17 protein-coding genes are annotated in these 17,411 nt (G+C 69.0%); 11 read left to right on the top strand and 6 right to left on the bottom strand.

The features are described from left to right. The first annotated feature begins 127 nt into the window (after positions 1-127). Together fumC and ABLE88_RS20325 are read left to right on the top strand one after the other, a co-directional pair. Positions 128-1,570, top strand: coding sequence for a class II fumarate hydratase (gene fumC / locus ABLE88_RS20330; RefSeq protein ID WP_510182928.1), 1,443 nt, complete (start codon positions 128-130; stop codon positions 1,568-1,570). 68 nt (positions 1,571-1,638) lie between these two features. After that, positions 1,639-2,250 (top strand): ParB-like protein, encoded by a 612-nt coding sequence (locus ABLE88_RS20325; RefSeq protein ID WP_348833566.1) that lies wholly within the window; start codon positions 1,639-1,641, stop codon positions 2,248-2,250. 5 nt (positions 2,251-2,255) lie between these two features. Here ABLE88_RS20325 and ABLE88_RS20320 read toward each other — a convergent pair whose 3' ends face one another. The 5 genes from ABLE88_RS20320 to ABLE88_RS20300 form a co-directional block, all read right to left on the bottom strand. After that, positions 2,256-2,624, bottom strand: a complete 369-nt coding sequence (locus ABLE88_RS20320; protein WP_348833565.1) for a hypothetical protein — start codon at positions 2,622-2,624, stop codon at positions 2,256-2,258. Positions 2,625-2,770: 146 nt separating this feature from the next. Further along, positions 2,771-3,097 carry a hypothetical protein gene (locus ABLE88_RS20315; protein WP_348833564.1) on the bottom strand — a complete coding sequence of 109 codons (327 nt, stop codon included), beginning with the start codon at positions 3,095-3,097 and terminating at the stop codon, positions 2,771-2,773. Continuing rightward, on the bottom strand, positions 3,094-3,396 hold the full coding sequence (locus ABLE88_RS20310; RefSeq protein ID WP_348833563.1) for a hypothetical protein: 303 nt from the start codon (positions 3,394-3,396) through the stop codon (positions 3,094-3,096). The genes ABLE88_RS20315 and ABLE88_RS20310 overlap by 4 nt, the downstream gene beginning before the upstream one ends. A gap of 315 nt (positions 3,397-3,711) precedes the next feature. After that, the gene (locus tag ABLE88_RS20305; RefSeq protein ID WP_348833562.1) at positions 3,712-5,676 is read right to left on the bottom strand and encodes a sodium:solute symporter family protein; all 1,965 of its coding nucleotides are present in this window, start codon (positions 5,674-5,676) and stop codon (positions 3,712-3,714) included. Between the two features lie 10 nt (positions 5,677-5,686). Next, on the bottom strand, positions 5,687-5,941 hold the full coding sequence (locus ABLE88_RS20300) for a DUF4212 domain-containing protein (RefSeq protein WP_348833561.1): 255 nt from the start codon (positions 5,939-5,941) through the stop codon (positions 5,687-5,689). A gap of 276 nt (positions 5,942-6,217) precedes the next feature. On the opposite strand from ABLE88_RS20300, the gene ABLE88_RS20295 reads away from it, so the two are divergent. The 9 genes from ABLE88_RS20295 (at position 6,218) to ABLE88_RS20255 (ending at position 15,588) form a co-directional block, all read left to right on the top strand. After that, positions 6,218-6,844 carry a hypothetical protein gene (locus ABLE88_RS20295; RefSeq protein ID WP_348833560.1) on the top strand — a complete coding sequence of 209 codons (627 nt, stop codon included), beginning with the start codon at positions 6,218-6,220 and terminating at the stop codon, positions 6,842-6,844. A gap of 9 nt (positions 6,845-6,853) precedes the next feature. After that, a complete protein-coding gene (locus tag ABLE88_RS20290) occupies positions 6,854-8,983 on the top strand; it encodes a DUF294 nucleotidyltransferase-like domain-containing protein (protein WP_348833559.1) in 2,130 nt (709 codons plus the stop codon). 392 nt (positions 8,984-9,375) lie between these two features. Beyond that, positions 9,376-9,543: a hypothetical protein gene (locus ABLE88_RS20285; protein WP_348833558.1), complete on the top strand. Its 168-nt coding sequence runs from the start codon at positions 9,376-9,378 to the stop codon at positions 9,541-9,543. 505 nt (positions 9,544-10,048) lie between these two features. Then, positions 10,049-10,663, top strand: coding sequence for a LemA family protein (locus ABLE88_RS20280; RefSeq protein ID WP_348833557.1), 615 nt, complete (start codon positions 10,049-10,051; stop codon positions 10,661-10,663). A 12-nt stretch (positions 10,664-10,675) separates the two neighbouring features. Next, positions 10,676-11,539, top strand: a complete 864-nt coding sequence (locus ABLE88_RS20275) for a TPM domain-containing protein (RefSeq protein WP_510182925.1) — start codon at positions 10,676-10,678, stop codon at positions 11,537-11,539. A 312-nt stretch (positions 11,540-11,851) separates the two neighbouring features. After that, positions 11,852-13,243, top strand: coding sequence for a GntP family permease (locus tag ABLE88_RS20270; protein ID WP_348833556.1), 1,392 nt, complete (start codon positions 11,852-11,854; stop codon positions 13,241-13,243). A gap of 113 nt (positions 13,244-13,356) precedes the next feature. After that, the gene (locus tag ABLE88_RS20265; protein ID WP_348833555.1) at positions 13,357-14,163 is read left to right on the top strand and encodes a hypothetical protein; all 807 of its coding nucleotides are present in this window, start codon (positions 13,357-13,359) and stop codon (positions 14,161-14,163) included. Beyond that, positions 14,163-15,092 carry a ParA family protein gene (locus tag ABLE88_RS20260; RefSeq protein WP_348833554.1) on the top strand — a complete coding sequence of 310 codons (930 nt, stop codon included), beginning with the start codon at positions 14,163-14,165 and terminating at the stop codon, positions 15,090-15,092. The genes ABLE88_RS20265 and ABLE88_RS20260 overlap by 1 nt, the downstream gene beginning before the upstream one ends. Beyond that, positions 15,076-15,588: a hypothetical protein gene (locus ABLE88_RS20255; RefSeq protein ID WP_348833553.1), complete on the top strand. Its 513-nt coding sequence runs from the start codon at positions 15,076-15,078 to the stop codon at positions 15,586-15,588. The genes ABLE88_RS20260 and ABLE88_RS20255 overlap by 17 nt, the downstream gene beginning before the upstream one ends. Before the next feature lie 21 nt (positions 15,589-15,609). Here ABLE88_RS20255 and ABLE88_RS20250 read toward each other — a convergent pair whose 3' ends face one another. Beyond that, positions 15,610-17,286, bottom strand: a complete 1,677-nt coding sequence (locus ABLE88_RS20250) for an OmpA family protein (protein WP_348833551.1) — start codon at positions 17,284-17,286, stop codon at positions 15,610-15,612. Positions 17,287-17,411: the final 125 nt, after the last annotated feature.

The raw sequence follows: 17,411 nt of genomic DNA, 5'->3' as shown, positions 1-17,411 counted from the left end.
AGACAAAGGTGAAATCACAGGTGTTTCCGGGGTGCGACTGTTTCGCTCTCGTCCCCCTCTTGCGCCCGCCCGCGGCGCGCGAGGCGGCGGTTGTGGTTCGTGCGCCGCCGGCGTTTGCGCTATGAGGATGCCCGCGCGCGGCGCGTCGCGCGGTAGGATCACATCGAAGAAGGGCTATTGCATGACAACCCGCACCGAGACCGACACGTTTGGCCCCATCGAGGTGGCCTCGGATCGCTATTGGGGCGCCCAGGCCCAGCGCTCGCTCGGCAATTTCAAGATCGGCTGGGAGAAGCAGCCGCTGCCGGTGGTGCGCGCGCTCGGCATCGTCAAGCGCGCCGCGGCGGAGGTGAACCGCGACCTCGGCCGGCTCGACGCCAAGCTCGCCGACGCCATCGTCGCCGCCGCGCAGGAGGTGATCGACGGCAAGCTCGACGCCCACTTTCCCCTGGCGGTGTGGCAGACCGGCTCGGGCACCCAGTCCAACATGAATGCCAACGAAGTGATCTCGAACCGCGCCATCGAGATGCTGGGCGGGGTGATGGGCTCCAAGAAGCCGGTGCATCCCAACGACCACGTCAATATGAGCCAGTCGTCCAACGACACCTATCCCACCGCCATGCACATCGCCTGCGCCGAGGAGATCGCGCACCGTCTGCTGCCGGCGCTGCGCCACCTCCATGCGGCGCTGAAGGCGAAGGCCGAGGCGTGGGCCCACATCATCAAGATCGGCCGCACCCACACCCAGGACGCCACGCCGCTGACGCTCGGCCAGGAATTCTCCGGCTACGCGCAGCAGGTGGAGAACGGCATCAAGCGCATCGAAATGACGCTGCCGGGCCTGATGGAGCTCGCCCAGGGCGGCACCGCGGTCGGCACCGGGCTGAATGCGCCGGTGGGCTTCGCCGAGCAGGTGGCGGCCAAGATCGCCGCGCTCACCGGCCTGCCCTTCACCTCGGCGCCCAACAAGTTCGAGGCGCTCGCGGCGCACGACGCCATGGTGTTCTCGCACGGCGCCATCAACACGGTGGCGGCCTCGTTGTTCAAGATCGCCAACGACATCCGCCTCCTGGGCTCGGGCCCGCGCTCGGGGCTCGGCGAATTGTCGCTGCCGGAGAACGAGCCCGGCTCCTCGATCATGCCGGGCAAGGTGAACCCCACCCAGTGCGAGGCGTTGACCCAGGTCTGCGTGCAGATCTTCGGCAACAATGCCGCGCTCTCGTTCGCCGGCAGCCAGGGGCATTTCGAGCTCAACGTCTACAACCCGGTGATGGCGTACAATTTCCTCCAGTCGGTGCGGCTGATGGCGGACGCGGCGGTGAGCTTCACCGACAATTGCGTGGTCGGCATCGCGCCGCGCGAGGACAACATCAAGGCGGCGCTCGAGCGCTCGCTCATGCTCGTCACCGCGCTCGCCCCGAAGATCGGCTACGACAATGCCGCCAAGATCGCCAAGACTGCCCATAAGAACGGCACCACCTTGCGCGAGGAGGCGGTGGGCGGCGGCTACGTGACGAACGAGGAGTTCGACGCCGTGGTGCGCCCCGAGAACATGATCTCGCCGGGCTGAAACGGCGCTGCGAGCGAAGGGGCGACGCCCGCGCGCGCCGCCCCTTCGGGCAACGGGGAGGGGACACGGTGGCGGACGACGACGACAAGAACGGGCGCATCGACATCGCCGCGCTCCATCCCACCCAATTGACCCTCGGCCTGTCCGAGGTGAAGCGGCGCGCCCGGCAGATGGATGGCCTTTCCAAAGCCGACCTCAAGGCGCTGCTCAAGGCCCGCCCGGTGCCCCACGTGATCGGTCCGAAGGGCCGGCTCTATATGGTGGACCACCACCATCTGTGCCGGGCGCTGCTGCGCATCGACCACGACTGGGCCTATCTGGGCGCGCGGCTGGCGGACTGGTCGTCGCTGGAGCTCGGGCCGTTCTGGCGGAAGATGGAGGCGGCGCAATATTGCTGGCCCATCGACATGGAGGGCAACCGCCGGCCGTGCGTGAAGATCCCGGACGGGGTCGAGGCGCTCACCGACAATCCCTGGCGCACGCTCGCCCGCGGCGTGCGCGGCAAGGCCTATTCCAACGAGGACACGCCGTTCCAGGAATTCATGTGGGGCAACTACTTCCGCTCCTTCATGTCGACCCGGCTGCTGGAGACCGACCTCGACCTCGCCGAGGAGCTGGCGGTCAAGCTCGCCCGTCTGGACGAGGCGCAGGACCTGCCCGGCTATCTCGGTGCCGACTGAGGCCCTCAGGCGGCGAGGAGGTCGAGCAGCAGCGACCCGGACAACAGGGCGGCGGCGCAGGCGGCGGTGTGGCGCGCGAAGGTGAGGTAGGCCTCGCGCAGCGCCTCGCCCACCAGGCGCCGCGCCGCCGGCTCGTGCGGCCGCGCGGACTTGTCGAGATAGAGCCAGACCTCGGTGCGCTTGTGGTCGCGCGCCAGCGCGGTGCCGGCCCGCTGCAGCAGCGTCGCGCACAGCAGCAAGGTGGCGATGCCGCCGACCCGGAACGACTGGCCCGGCGCGTAGCTCAGCCCGATCATCATGCAGACGACCGCGAGGAAGGTGAAGGCGCACGCGCGCGCGACCGATTCGAATGCCAGGCGCCGGATTTCTTCCATCTGCCACTCCCTGGGACGGCACCCATCGACAAGCATGGATCGTGCCAGCAGGCGCGAGGCGATGGGCCGCATCCGCAGGCGGAAGCGACAGGAGGGCGGACGATTCCGGCGTTTCCGCGGCGCCGGAGGGCGCCGCCGCGGGCGAATCAGAAACCCACTTCGAAGAAGCGCGTCACTGCCGGTATCGAGAGAAGGGCGGTGCCGGCCAGCCAGATCCACAGCGAGACCTCGGTGGTGGCCTTGGTGCCGGAGAGCCGCTCGTAGAGCGCCGCCGGCACGCCCGCCAGCATGATGGTGCCGGTGGAGACCAAAAGCGAGGTGGCGAAGAACAGCACCGCCACGCTCTGCGCGAAGAAGGCCGGCAGGAACGGCGCCACCAGGATCGCCACCGGCAGCACGAACGGCGAGAAGATGCCGTTGACCGCGGCGATGGCGAGGATGGCGAAGATGTAGGGCTGGACCGGGGCGCTCATGATGCGCCGCCCCCGGCTACGGGCAGGGCGCCCGAAAGGGCGAAGGCGGCGAGCAGCATCACGCGCAGGATCAGGAGCCAGATGAAGGCGAACACGCCCGCCACCAGCGTCGGCGCGATCTGCGGCGTCACGAGGCGCGCCGCGCCGATCACCGGGTCGGTGAGGCGCACGAAGGCGCGATAGATGTAGTTGGTGGAGGTTGGCGCGAAGATCAGCGACAGCAGCAGACGCCCGACCAAGGTGTACATGAGCGCCGCGAGCGCGAAGTTGGGCAGATGATAGGCCCAGCTGGCCGACATCGGGTCAGGTCTCCGTCATGGCGCGGATTGCGCTCCGCGCGGTGCCGGTGGCGCCGGGCGGCGGGAAGAAGGGTGCCCCAGTGGCACCGGCGGTGGAAGGGGAATTCGCGGGGCGGGCGCGCCCGCCCGAAGGCTCGGGCTCGGACGATCGATGCGTTCTTGCCGAGGGACGGTCGAACCCGGCCCCGCGGCGCGGCGGACGGTCGATCTGTCCGGGGGGCGCGGAATGGCGGCCAAAGGGCGCCGGGGACCGCGCATCAAAGGAAAGGGCGGGGCCGCGCGGCCCCGCCCTCCCGGTTGCGTGGAGCACGACCGTCAGGCGGTCTTCTCCTGCATCATCGTCCCGCCGCGCGGACGGCGGATCTCTTCCACCATCTGCTGCATCTGCCGCGAGGGGGCAGGGGTCATGAGGCTGACGATGATCATCACCGCAAATCCCACCGGCATGCCGAACATGGCCGAGGAGATGTTGTTGATGTTGAACCAGCCCACCTTGGAGGCGAGCACCACGTCCGCCGTCGCCGGATCGGCGAGGGCCTTGGCGATGTCGACCACCGGCGCGCCGGTGATCGGGTTGAGCAGTGCGGTCATGCCGAAGCTGGACGCACCGAGCGCCGGGTAGTAGCGCGACACCACCAGGTAGAACAGGGTGATGCCGAAGCCGGCGATCATGCCCGCCACCGCGCCGTAGGAATTGGCGCGTTTCCACCACACCCCGAGCACCAATGCCGGGAAGTTGCCCGCCGCCGCCAGCGAGAAGGCCCAGGACACCATGGCGAGGATGTCGGCGGGCTTGGTCGAGGCGGTGAAGGCGGCGAGCACCGCCACCACCAGAAGCAGGCCGCGGGCCACCGTGAGCCGGCGCGCCGTGGGCGCGTTCGGATCGATCATCTTGTAGTAGATGTCGTGGCTGAGCGCGTTGGCGATGGCCAAAAGCAGGCCGTCGGCGGTGGAGAGCGCCGCGGCGAGGCCGCCCGCCGCCACCAGGCCCGCGATCACGTACGGCAGGCCGGCGATCTCGGGGGTCGAGATCACGATGGTGTCCGTGTTGATGGCGAGGTCCTGGAGCCGCAGCATGCCGCCCTGGCCGGCGATCTTGCCGCAGGCGGCGATGATCGACTGCACGTCGACGGCGTTGGCGCCACACACCTTCACGAGCTCGAGCTTGCCGTAGGTGAAGATCCAGTTCGGCAGGTTCGCGAGCGGCTGGCCGATGACGTTCTGATACACCTCGAGCTTCGAGAACGCCGCATAGGCCGGCGCCGTGAAGTAGAGGAGGAAGATGAACAGCAGCGACCACGCCACCGAGTTGCGCGCCTCACGCACCGAGGGGGTGGTGAAGTAGCGCATCAGCACGTGGGGGAGGGAGGCGGTGCCCACCATGAGGCACAGGATCAGCGCGAAGAAGTTGAGGGGGCTGTAGCTCGTGAACGCGGCCACGTGCTCCTTCATGTTGGCGGGGGCGAGCCCGCTCGCGCGCATGGACTGCTCGAGGTTGCCGATCTCCTGCAGCGCCATGCCGTAGGTGAGCTGCGGGATCGGCAGGCCGAACTTCTGGGCCGACAGGATCACCACCGGCGTCAGATAGGCGACGATCAGCACGATGTACTGCGCCACCTGGGTCCAGGTCACCGCGCGCATGCCGCCGAGCATGGAGCACACGAGGATGCCCGCGAGGCCCACATACACCGCCACCTCGAAGCTCATGCCGAGGAAGCGCGAGGCGATGATGCCGGTGCCATAGATCTGCGCCACCACATAGGTGAAGGAGCAGCACAGGAGCACGATGATGGCGAGGAACCGGGCGAGGTTGCCGCCGAACCGCGCCGACATGAAGTCGGGCACGGTATAGGCGCCGAACTTGCGCAGGAAGGGCGCCACCAGGATCGCCACCAGCACGTAGCCGCCGGTCCAGCCCAGAACGAAGGCGAGGCCGTCATAGCCGAGCAGATAGAGCGAGCCCGCCATGCCGATGAAGGACGCCGCCGACATCCAGTCGGCGCCGGTGGCCATGCCGTTGTAGATCGCCGGGACGCGCCGCCCGGCGACATAATATTCCGACACCTGCATGGTGCGGGACATGACGCCGATCAGCGCGTAGACCGCCAGCGTGAAGAACACGAACAGATAGCCGATGATCCGGTTGGGAACACCCATCTGCTCGAGGATCGCCAGCAGGATCACGAAGGCGAGGAAGCCGCCCGTGTAGATGGCGTAGACCTTGCCGAGATTGGATACGAAGTCGCCCCCCTTGGAGGCAGTGCTGGTTTCCGCAGACATGCCGCCCTCCTCACTCGTCTTCCGCGACGCCGCACTCGCGGTCGATCTTGTCCTGGGCTTTCGCGAACCAGAACAGCATCACCACGAAGGCGATCAACGATCCCTGGGCGGCCATGTAGAAGCCCAGCGGAAAGCCCAAGATCACGATCTTGTTCAGCGCCGTGACGAAGAAGTTGATGAAGAAGGAAAAAAAGAACCACAGCCCGAGCATCGTGAACATCAGCGTGCGCGTGCGTGGCCAATAGGTGTCGTCGGGTGTTTGCATGACCGCCAGCCTCCCTTGGAGTGCGTTTCCCGCGGGTCCTTGGACCCATTTCTCAAAAGGGCAACGCGAACCCGCAATACGGCTGACAGACGGGTGGCGTTCCCTCGTGCCGATCCGTGGCATTTTTAAAGATTTCGGATCAAAGCAAACCTATCACCCAAGGGAAGACGACCGTATTCGACCTTCGTCGTAGGCGGAGGTATTTTTTCGCGCGCCCGGCGCCGTCCTGCTGCGGCGCGCAATGACATGGGCGCTGCCGCTAGGTTAGAGTGGTCCATGCTCTCTCACGCCCTCTCCTTCCTGCGCGGCCCGGCCCCGATCACCGATCGCGCGGGGCTCGTGGACTTCGTCGAGAGCCGCGCCGCCTTCCTCGTGCAGAAGTCCATCATGGACTATGCGCGCGCCCGGTCGGGGCCGTTCTTCACCTCCCTGCTCAAGGAGGAGCCGTTCCGCCAGGCGGTCGCCGTCTCGCGGTGGACGCTTTATCCCGTCGGCCTCACTCTGGTGGGCGAGATGCTCGACGCCTTCGTGCGCGCCGGCGGCGCCGATCCGGTGCGCAGCGCCCAGGGCGTCGCCCAGGTCGCCGCCGAGGCCATGGACCGGCATACGCACGCCCAGGAGCTGGAGCCGGCGACCTGGGCCGCCGCCCGCGCCGAAATGGTCGAGACGCTGGAGCGCCTCTCGGGCCGGGCGCCGAAGCCGGTGAAGGACATGCCGCTCGCTTATTGGGAGCGGGTGTTCGCCAACATGCCGATCCACGAGAACCGCCGCGAGGGTGATTCGGAGGTGGTGCGCAATCATCTGCGCTCCAACCTCTGCGCCATGCACGCGGAGCTGGAGAAGCGCGTCTCCCCCGAGCGCCTCGCCGCCCTCGTCGTCGCGCCGGCGCCCGTCGACGCGTAGCGGGGCGCCATGGCCGAGGTGCTGGATGCGACCCCCCTCGTCGGCCTCGACTGGCTCGCGCTCGACACCGAGACCACCGGCCTCGATCCCAAGACCGCGCGGGTGCTGGAAATCGGCGTGCTGCCCGGGCGCGGCGCCGCGCCGGACGCGGCCGGCGGCCTGTCGGTGCGCACCGATCCGGGCGTGCCGGTGCCCGCGGCGGCGACCCGCATCCACGGCATCGACGCCGCGGCCTTGGCCGGGGTCGGCGACTTTTCCGCCGCCTGGGCCGCCGTCGCCCCGCTCCTGGACGGCCGGGTGCTGATCGGCCACACGCTCGGCTACGACCTCGCCATCCTGACGCGCGAATGCGCCGCCGCCGGCATCGCCTTCAAGCCGCCGCGCCGGCTCGACGTGCGCCTGCTGGCGCAGCTGGTGCGCCCCGACCTTGCCGCCTTCTCGCTCGACGCGCTCGCCGCCTTCCTCGAGGTGGAGGCGGGCCCGCGCCACACCGCCTTGGGCGACGCCGAGACCGCCGGGCGCGTGTTCGGCGCGCTGGTGCCGCGCCTGCGCGAGGGCGGCATCCGCACCTTGGCCGAGGCCGAGGCGGCGTGCCGCCAGCTCACCGAGGTGCTCGACGCCCATTTTCGTGCCGGCTATGCCGACCCGACGGTGCCGCTCGCCGAGGCGCGGGCGGACCGGGCGCTGGCGCGCATCGACACCAGCCTCTATCGCCACCGGGTGGGCGATCTCATGAGCCCGCCGCTGGTGGTGCCGGCGGCGCTGCCGCTGGGCGCGGCGATGGGCGAGATGGTGCGCCGCCAGGTGGGCTCGCTGTTCGTGCGGCTGAAGGGCGGGGAGGGGCCGCTTCGGCTCGAGGATGCCGGCATCTTCACCGAGCGCGACGCGCTGCGGGCGGTGGCGGGGCAGGGGACGGGGCAGGGAACGGCGCCGGGAGCGGACTGCCTGGCGCGCCCGGTGGGGGATTTCGCCTCTTATCCGCTGCTGGCGGTGCCCGACGACGCCTTCCTCTACCGCGCCGCCGGGCGCATGCAGCGCCTGAAGTCGCGCCACCTGGCGGTGACCGACCGGAACGGCGTGGTCTGCGGCGCGCTCTCGGTGCGCGACCTGTTGCGCTCGCGCGCCGCCGACACCTTCGCCCTCGACGACGCTTTGGTCGGCGGCGCGGACGCCGGCGAGCTCGCCCGCGCCTGGGCGCGGCTGCCGGCGGTGGCGCGCGCGCTCACGGCCGACGGCGTTTCGGCGCGCGACGTGGCGGCGGTGATCTCCAGCGAGCTGGCCGCGCTCACCGCCCGCGCCGCGGCCCTGGCGGAGGCGGCGGAAGGGCCGCCGCCCGCCCCCTATGCGGTGCTGGTGCTGGGCTCGGCGGGGCGCGGCGAGAGCCTGCTCGCCATGGACCAGGACAATGCGGTGGTCTGGGCCGAGCCGGCGGCGGGGGCCGACGCCTGGTTCGCCCGCTTCGGCGCCCGCCTCGCGGACCTGCTGCACGAGGTGGGCGTGCCCTATTGCCCGGGCAACGTCATGGCCCGCTCGCCCCAGTGGCGCGGCGACGCCGCCACCTGGCAGGCGCGGGTCGCCGCCTGGATCTCGCGCTCACGGCCCGACGACCTGCTGAGCGTGGACATCTTCTTCGATCTCGCCCCCGCCTGCGGGGTCGGCGCCATCGCCGACCGGCTCGCCGCGGACGCCTATGGCGCGGCGGCGGGGCAGTATGCCTTCCTCAAGCAATTGGCCGATGCCGGCGGGCCGGTGCGCTCGGCGCTCACCCTCATGGGCGGCCTGCGCACCGAGAACGGGCGAGTGGACGCGAAGGCCCACGGCCTGTTCCCCATCGTCTGCACGGCCCGCGTGCTGGCCATCGCCCACGGCATCGAGGCGCGCTCGACCCGCGCGCGGCTCGACGGGCTGCGCGCGAAGGGAATCGGCGCGAGCGCGGACCTCGAAGCCATGGCGCAGGCGCATGGCGTGCTGCTCTCCGCCGTGCTCGACCAGCAGCTGGAGGACCTGGCGGTGGGCCTTCCCGCCTCCAACAAGGTGGACCCGCGCCGGCTCGACGCCCACCGCCGCGCCGATCTGAAGGAGGCCTTCAAGGTCGCCGCCGGCGCGCCCGAGGTGCTCCACACTTTGCTCATGGCGTGAGGCGGGCGGTGTGCGGGGCGGGCCTTGGGGCGCGTCTGCGCCCGGTGGCGGCGCGGCTGGGGCAGGGGCTGGACCTGCGTGACGGCAAAGAAGGCACATGCCCAGATTAAATCTTTTCCGACATAGCTCACCCTCAATGTTTATGTTTGCGATCTAACGCTTTGTATAGGTATCGTATTACTTATAGTAACTTTAATTTTCTGAAAAAATATACTTCTATTGTTATAAGTGCAGCGAGCATAAACATCCATTCAAATGAAAAAAAGTACTCAACAATATTAATGTTATTCTTGTTTGCAAGAGAATAATTTGTGTACATCAATATAAATATTGGTATATATGAAATAAACTTTATTCTTATTGTTATGTAATTATTTGTCATAAATATAAATGTGAAAAATGAGCATAAACATAGAACTAAAAGCGCAATTGATATGACATTGAACCCAGATGTTAAGAAAACTGTAAAAAATAAAATAGAAGAATTAAAAAGTAATATACCTGATATTGCCTTCGCAATTGAAAGCGGCGAATGGGTAATCGTTGTAAGTATTTTTTGAATCATTTATTTAGGCCTTATTCGTTGAGCGCCGGCATGTAGTGTGCTCGTCGCGTTAAAATAGACCGCAAATAAAAAGTGGCGCTATCTCTCCCTCCCCGCCTCATGCCGATACCTCAGGATCGGCGAGAGTAGATACTCGATCAGCCGCCGCTGCCTTGTCTTGATCTCCGCCGTCACCGCCATCCCCGCCTCGATCGGCCGGAACCCTTAGCTTCGTCTCGATCCCCGTCTCCCGCACGGACACGCGCGCCACATAGGTCGGCTGCTGCCCCTGGCGATCCCCGCCATCCTCGGCTGCATTCCCCTTCACGCTACCATCGGAATTTGGAGCTGAGGAGATGGCATCGCGCCCGTCCGCGGCCTCGGCCGCGGGGTGTTCGGAGGTCCGCGACCTCGTCGCGTCCGGCCGCCCTGCGGCTTTGCCGGGCCGCGCAATGCCGCGGGCAGCGTGCTATAAGGCGCGCCATCGGCGCGGCGGTGCCGCGGATTCGGGAGAAGAAGGCATGTCTGCGCTCGTCCAGTCGCTCGGCCGCTTCAGGGCGCCTCTCCTCGCGGTGCTGGCCGCGCTGGTGCTTTCGGGATGCGGGGTCAACGTCATCCCCACCAACGAGGAGAAGGCCAAGGCGGCCTGGAGCGAGGTGCTCAACCAGTACCAGCGCCGCTCCGACCTGATCCCCAATCTGGTGGAGACGGTGAAGGGCTACGCGGCCCAGGAGAAGGACGTGCTCACCTCGGTGGTCGAGGCCCGCGCCAAGGCGACCTCGATCCGGGTGGACGCCTCCACCATCACCAATCCCGAGCAGTTCAAGCAGTTCCAGGACGCGCAGGCGGGGCTCTCGAGCGCCCTCGGCCGGCTGATCGCGGTCTCGGAGGCCTATCCGGACCTGAAGTCCAACCAGAACTTCCTGGCGCTCCAATCGCAGATCGAGGGCACCGAGAACCGCATCGCGGTGGCGCGGCGCGACTATATCGAGGCGGTCCGGGTCTACAACACCGAGCTGAAGACCTTCCCCGGCATCCTGTGGGCCTCGACCCTCTACCGCTCCTACAAGCCCATGGAGACCTTCACCATCGCCGAGCAGCAGATGCAGGTGCCGAAGGTCAATTTCGGCAAGTAGGAGGCGGCGGCCATGGCCCTGGCGCGCCGCCCGCGGGCGCCCGTCGTCCAGACACGCGGTGTCCAGGCGCGCGTCTTGCGGGCGCTCGCCATGCCGCTGCTCGCGGCGCTGCTGGTCGCCGGCGCGGCGCCGGCGCGGGCCGAGCTGACCTTCCCGCCGCTCACCGGGCGGGTGGTGGACGCCGCCCGCGTGCTCGATCCGGCGACCCGCGCGGCGCTCGACGCCAAGCTCGCCGCGCAGGAGGAGAAGGCCACCGACCAGTTCGTGGTGGCGACCGTCCCCTCGCTCCAGGACACCTCCATCGAGGACTATGCCAACCGCCTGTTCCGCGCCTGGAGGCTCGGCCAGGAGAAGAAGAACAACGGCGTGCTGCTGCTGGTCGCCCCCAATGAGCGCAAGGTGCGCATCGAGGCGGGCTACGGGCTCGAGGGCATCCTCACCGACGCCGTGGCCTCGGCCATCATCCGCAACGCCATCGTCCCCGCCTTCAAGGCCGGCGACATGGCGGGCGGCATCGTCAAGGGCGCCGACGCGATCCTGGAGATCCTCAATCTCGACCCCGAGGAGGCGCGCGTGCGCGCCCGGCGCGCGGCCGAGCCCGACTGGAGCGAGGAGGATGTCGAGAACCTCTTCCTGCTGCTCGTGATGCTCGCCTTCTGGGGCTACATCTTCTGGCGCGCGACGCGCGGCGGCGGGCCGGGCGGCCCGGCGGCCCGCGGGCGCCGGGGCCGCGACGCCATGGCGGGCGGGCCGATCAGCACCTGGGACTGGAACAGCGGCTCCGGCGGCTGGTCCAGCGGCAGCGGCAGCGGCGGCGGCTGGTCGGGGGGTGGGGGCGGCTCGTCCGGCGGCGGCGGCGCCTCGGGGGGCTGGTAGGCGCCGCCGCCGCCTCCGCCGCGCCCGCGGGTCCGCCCGGCGCTGCGGAGCGGCCGGCAGGTGTCGCGCAACCGTCGGGCGATCGCGCTAGAGTTGGCGCGATCGGCCTGCGTCGCGGCAAGACCGGGCGGCGCGCCCGTCTCACATTGCGAGGCAGGCTCACCCGATCAGCGTTCGCCGACCGTTCCCGCCGTCAACCATCCCACCGATGATCCCGCCTCGGGCGTCCCGCCGCCCCGCGTCCGGACCCCGTTTCCGGCGCCGTCCGCCATCCCCGGGGCGCGAGCCCCGCACCAGCCAAGGATCTCCGCGATGAGCTTCCTCGTCTGCCTCGCCGCGCTCTGCTTCCTGATGTTCGTCGCCTATCGCGGCTTCAGCGTGATCCTGTTCGCCCCGGTGGCGGCGCTGGGCGCGGTGCTGGTCACCGATCCCGGCGCGGTGCCCGTCATCTTCTCCGGCCTGTTCATGGAAAAGATGGTGGGCTTCATCAAGCTCTACTTCCCCGTCTTCCTGCTCGGCGCGGTGTTCGGCAAACTGATCGAGCTCTCCGGCTTCTCGCGCTCCATCGTCGCGTCCGTCGTCACGCTGCTGGGGCCGGGGCGCGCCATCATCTCCATCGTCCTAGTCGGCGCGCTGCTCACCTATGGCGGCGTGTCGCTGTTCGTGGTGGTGTTCGCGGTCTATCCGTTCGGCGCCGAGATGTTCCGCCAGGTGGGCATCCCCAAGCGGCTGCTGCCCGCGGTGGTGGCGCTGGGCGCGTTCTCCTTCACCATGGACACGCTGCCGGGCACGCCGCAGATCCAGAACATCATCCCCACCACCTTCTTCCACACCACCGCCTATGCCGCGCCGATCCTCGGCCTCGTCGGCACCGCCTTCATCCTGGCCGCGGGCCTGTCCTATCTCGAATTCCGCCGCCGCCAGGCGCGCAAAGCGGGCGAGGGCTACGGCACCGGCCACCTCAACGAGGTGACGCTGGACGACAGCGTTCCCACGGTGTCGCCCCTGATCGCGCTGCTGCCGCTGGTGGTGGTGGGCCTCGCCAATCTGGTGTTCGCCCAGCTCATTCCCGGCTGGTTCGGCGAGACCGCGTCGGCGAGCCTGGTGCCGGGCGACCATGCGGTGGCCATCCCCACCAATGTGTGGGCCGCCATCTGGGCGGTGCAGGCGGCGCTGCTGCTCGGCATCCTCGCGGTGCTGGCGTTCGGCTTCCGCGCGATCGCCGGAAAGTTCGCCGGCGGCTCCAAGGACGCGGTCTCCGGCGCCCTGCTCGCGGGCCTCAACACGGCCTCGGAATACGGCTTCGGCGCGGTGATCGCGGCGCTGCCCGGCTTCCTCGTCATCAAGAGCGCGCTCGCGGCGATCCCGAACCCGCTGATCAACGAGGCCATCACGGTGACCACGCTCGCGGGCGTGACCGGCTCGGCCTCGGGCGGATTGTCGATCGCGCTCGGCGCCATGGCGAACCAGTTCATCGCCAATGCCCAGGCCGCCGGCATCCCGCTGGAGGTGATGCACCGCATCGCCTCCATGGCCTCCGGCGGCATGGACACGTTGCCCCATAACGGCGCCGTCATCACGCTGCTGGCGGTGACCGGGCTGACCCACCGCCAGTCCTACGGCGACATCTTCGCCATCACCCTGGTGAAGACCGCGGCGGTGTTCTTCGTGATCGGCTTTTATTATCTCACCGGGTTGTATTGAGGGGCAGGTGCCATTTGCCGGCAAATAGATTGCAGGCGCCCGTTTCACCTGTTTGAGTTGATTTCCCGTCGGAACACGGCTTGAGTTCAAGCGGGAAACGACGGGTTCGGGCATTGGCTGGGGCAGCGCAGGATAAGGTCTTAGAGCAGATCCTCGATCTGCTTCCCGCGGACGGCACGCCGGTGCTGAACCGGATCATGCGCGCCATGGTCTCGCGGCGGCTCGGTTATGTGCTGTCCTCGGAGGACTATTTCACGGCGCGCGACACCCTGCTGCGGCAGGGGCGCGTGGGGCGCGAGCGGGGCCAGGGGGGAAAACTGTTCCTGCTCGCGGCGCCCGCGGGCGAGGGCACCGGCACCGCGTCGGCCGCTGCGGAGGCCGTATCAGAGGCGCATCTGATGCCGGCCCTGGGGCAGTTCCTGGCGGGGGCGTTCACGCGCGACATGGACCTGCCGTCCGGGTCCGTCACGATCGTGCAGGACATATCGCGCATCGGCCCGGTCTCCGGGCAGTGGATGCGGCCCGACTTCACGCTGGTCAGCGTGATGCGGTTTCAGTTTCTGCCAGGCCTCCAGGTCGACGTTCATTCCTTCGAGCTGAAGGCGGAGAATGGCGGCTCGGTGCTGGCCGTGCATGAGGCGCTGGCGCAGACCCGTTTCACCCATTTCGGCCACCTCGTCTGGCATCTGCCTTTGGACTCCCGGGCCCGCGCGCGCCTTCCCGAGGTGGAAGCGCAGTGCGACGAGCATGGCATCGGCCTCATCCTTGCGACCCAAGCCGACGGCCGGGGCGGGTTCGAGGTGCGCCTTGAGCCGCAGCGCAAGTCCACCTCGCCCAAGGTGGTCGATGGTTTTCTTGAAAGCCGCCTCACGTTTGAGAACCGCGCATTGCTGGCGCGAGCCCTGGGGAGGGACAATTGATGACGCAAGGGCGCACGATCGCGGTCGCGAACATGAAGGGGGGCGTCGGCAAGACCACAACCGTTGTCATGCTGGCGGACGCATTCGCCGCCAGGGGCAGCAGGGTGTTGGTGATCGATCTCGACGCGCAGGCGAACGTGTCCTTCTGCCTGGCGGGCAATGATCTGCTGAGCGTCCTGATCCGTGAGGATCGCACCATCGGGGCCTATCTGGAGGACACGCTGGTCAACCGCAGGCGGCGCGCACTGAGTTCCTTCGTGCGCGGCGGGGTGAGCGACACGACCCGCGGGGGCACCCTGCTCGACATCTCCTTGATTGCATCCGATCCGTCCTTGAGGCTGATCGAGCGCGAACTCATTGTCGCACTGACGGAGAAGGGCTACGGGCTGAACGCGATCGAGGGCCAGATCTTCCGGAGAATCGAAAAAGAACTGCCCGCATTGCAGGCCGCGTATGACATCGTGTTGTTTGACTGTGCGCCCGGTGTTTCGCCACTGAACGAGGCGGCCATCCGCTCGGTCGATCTTGTCATCGTCCCGACGATTCCCGATTCGCTGTCGACCTTGGGTCTGTCCGCGTTTTGCCGCTCGATCTGGCATGGCACCCTTGCCGCGGGCTCCAGCCTGCCCCGGCCGAAGCGCCTGCCGCGCGTCTTGGCAACCCGGCGCCAGCGCATCAGGCAGCACCAGGAAAAGCTCGATGCCATGGAAATTGACAGCAGCCGCCGCAATCCACCCTATCGCCTGCTGAAAACGATCATACCGCAGGCCAATACGACGCTTGGCAGCATCTGTTCCGAGAAGGTCGGCGCGACCTATCTGGGCAAATACGGGGCCGCAAACAGCGTTCTTCTCGAAGAGCTCACCGCCGAGATCATGAAAGAACTGAATTCCCAACCGGAGATGATGCTTCATGCCGACGCATCTTGACAGCCAGGGCGTGCTGGTGGCGATCGCCGGCCATCCGGCCGCATTTCCAGACTTGAAGGCCGATATTGCCACCATGGTTCAGAAGCTGCTCGTGAAGCAGGTGAAAAAGTGCAAGGGCGTGGGCATGCTGCGGGCGGTCGCGTCGGCCATCGGTCGCGAGGCGACCGTCCACATGGCGGACGTGCTGAACGACAAGGAAGTTGCGGCACTCGTCAAGGCGCTCGACAAGGTGCGGGCGCCGTCCATCGAGCCCGCTTCGCTGCGCGCGCATCTGGTCAAACTGGCGTCGGGCGAGATGGAGCCGGAGACACCGGCGCCAAAGCGCGCCGCCCGCAAGGCGCCCGCCAAGGGCCTCATGGAGCAGACGAGCGCCTTCGCCGAATCCCATCTGCCCGGCACGCCGCCGCCGGCGCCGGCCGGCGGTGGCCGGCGCGCCGCCGGCGCCAGCCCTGCGGAGCCCAAGGCGGCGGCCTCGTCCCGCGGACGGCGCCGCTGACCCGCGCGCCGCCGCTGCCCTTCAGTTCCTGCGCACCTCATAGGTGATGCGGCGGTTCCTGGAGCGGCCCTCGGGGGTGTCGTTGGCGGCGATGGGGTTGGCCGCGCCGAAGCCGGTGGCGCTCACGTCCGCCGGGTCGAGCCCGGCCTCCACCATGATCGCCTTCACCGCCTCGGCGCGCTGCTGGGACAAAGCCTCGTTCACGGCGTCGTCGCCCACATTGTCGGTATAGCCCTCGATCGCCACCTGGGCGCCGCCGGGCAGCGCCTTGATGAGGGCCGCCGCCTTCAGCAGGACGGCGCGGCTCGCGTCCGAGACCTTGGCGCTGCCGGTGTCGAACTCGATCGCCACGGCGTTGAGGGTGCCCAGCACGTCGCCGGCCTTGTAGCCCGCCTGGAGCTGCTCGAAGGCGGAGAGCGCGGCGTCCGCGCCGAGCCTCTGGCCGCCGGTGTCGGGCAGCGCGACGGTCAGGCCGGGCAGCAGGCCGGCGAGCGTCGCGGCGATCTGGTCGCGGTCGAGGCTCGGGGCGAGCGCCTTCAGATCGAGCCGCGCCCCCTCGATGGCGAGGTTGAAGCCGGCGCCCTTCAGCGCCGCCAGGAGCTGGGGCAGCTTGCCGACCCAGTCGGGCGCGGCGAGGTTCGGATCGAGGGTGAGGTCGCCGCGCACCTGGTCGGCGCCGAACGCGCCGGCGAGCGCGCTCTTGATCGCATCGGCGGTGGCCGCGTCCGGCACCCGGCCGCTATAGACCAGCGCGCCGCGCACCTCGCGCAGCCGCAGGCGCGCGGCGTCGGCGGGGGCCGCAAGCGGGGCGGCCGTCGGGTTGACGGCGGGCGCGGCCGGAGCCGCCGCGGCGGGGGCCGCGGCTTGGGGCGCGGAGGCGGCGGCGGGCGCCGCCGCCTGGGGCGCGGGGGCAGGGGCAGCGGCTTGGGGCGCGGGGGCAGGGGCAGGAGCAGGAGCAGCAGCTGGTGCTTGAGCCGCCGGCGCGGCGGGGGAGGCCGGCGCGGCCTGGGCGGGCGCGGCCGGCACCGGAGAAGCCGGAGCCTGGGCCACCGGCGCCGGGGGAGCGGCCGGCGCCGCGGCGTGGGGCTGGGCGGCCGGGGCATGGCCGGCGGCGGCGCCGTGGCCTCCCGCAGGCGCGGCGGGCGCGGCGGCGGCGGGCGCTCCCGTGCCGCCGATGACGGGCGCATTGGCGCCGGGCGGTCCGGTCAGCCACCACAAGAGCGCGAGCGCGGCGGCGAAGATCGCGCCGCGCAGCAGCCAGTCGCCCAGCGGCGAGCGCACCAGGTGGTCGGCGGGCAGGCCCGCCGGCAGCGCCTCGCCCTTGAGGAAGCGTTCCGCCTCCGCCGGCAGGCCGGCGCCTGCGCCCTTGGCGCCAAGGAGGCCGACCACGCGCGGCAAGGCGAAGCCGAGCATGCCGGCGGCCTGCGCCTCGCTGGCGTGGAGGTCGGCGGCGAGCGCCTTCACCGCCCCCGCGCCGAGCAGCGGGGTGAGCTTGGCGGCATCGAGGCTCACGGCATGGTCGCCGCTCCAGCCGGAGGGCTCCCCGGCCAGGCCCGCGCCCTTCAGCGCCGCGACGGCGCCGGCGACCCCGTGGGCCGGCCCGGCGACGAAGGCGAGCACGGCGCGCACCACCGCCTCCGCCTGCTGCGGCGCGAGGCCGAATTTCTGGGCGATCTCAGCCAAAACCGTCGCGAACATGGAACCTCCCCCCAATCCCGGCCGGAGCCCCAGCCTTGCGCCGGACGCCGATCCATGCCCAGGGCGCGGCGACCGCCATGTGACGTCCGCGCTTGTGGGACCCGTTTTCGATTGAGCCAGGCGGC

Source organism: Xanthobacter luteus (assembly GCF_040049235.1).
Taxonomy (GTDB): domain Bacteria; phylum Pseudomonadota; class Alphaproteobacteria; order Rhizobiales; family Xanthobacteraceae; genus Xanthobacter.
This window is presented reverse-complemented; position numbering and strand designations above follow the sequence as displayed.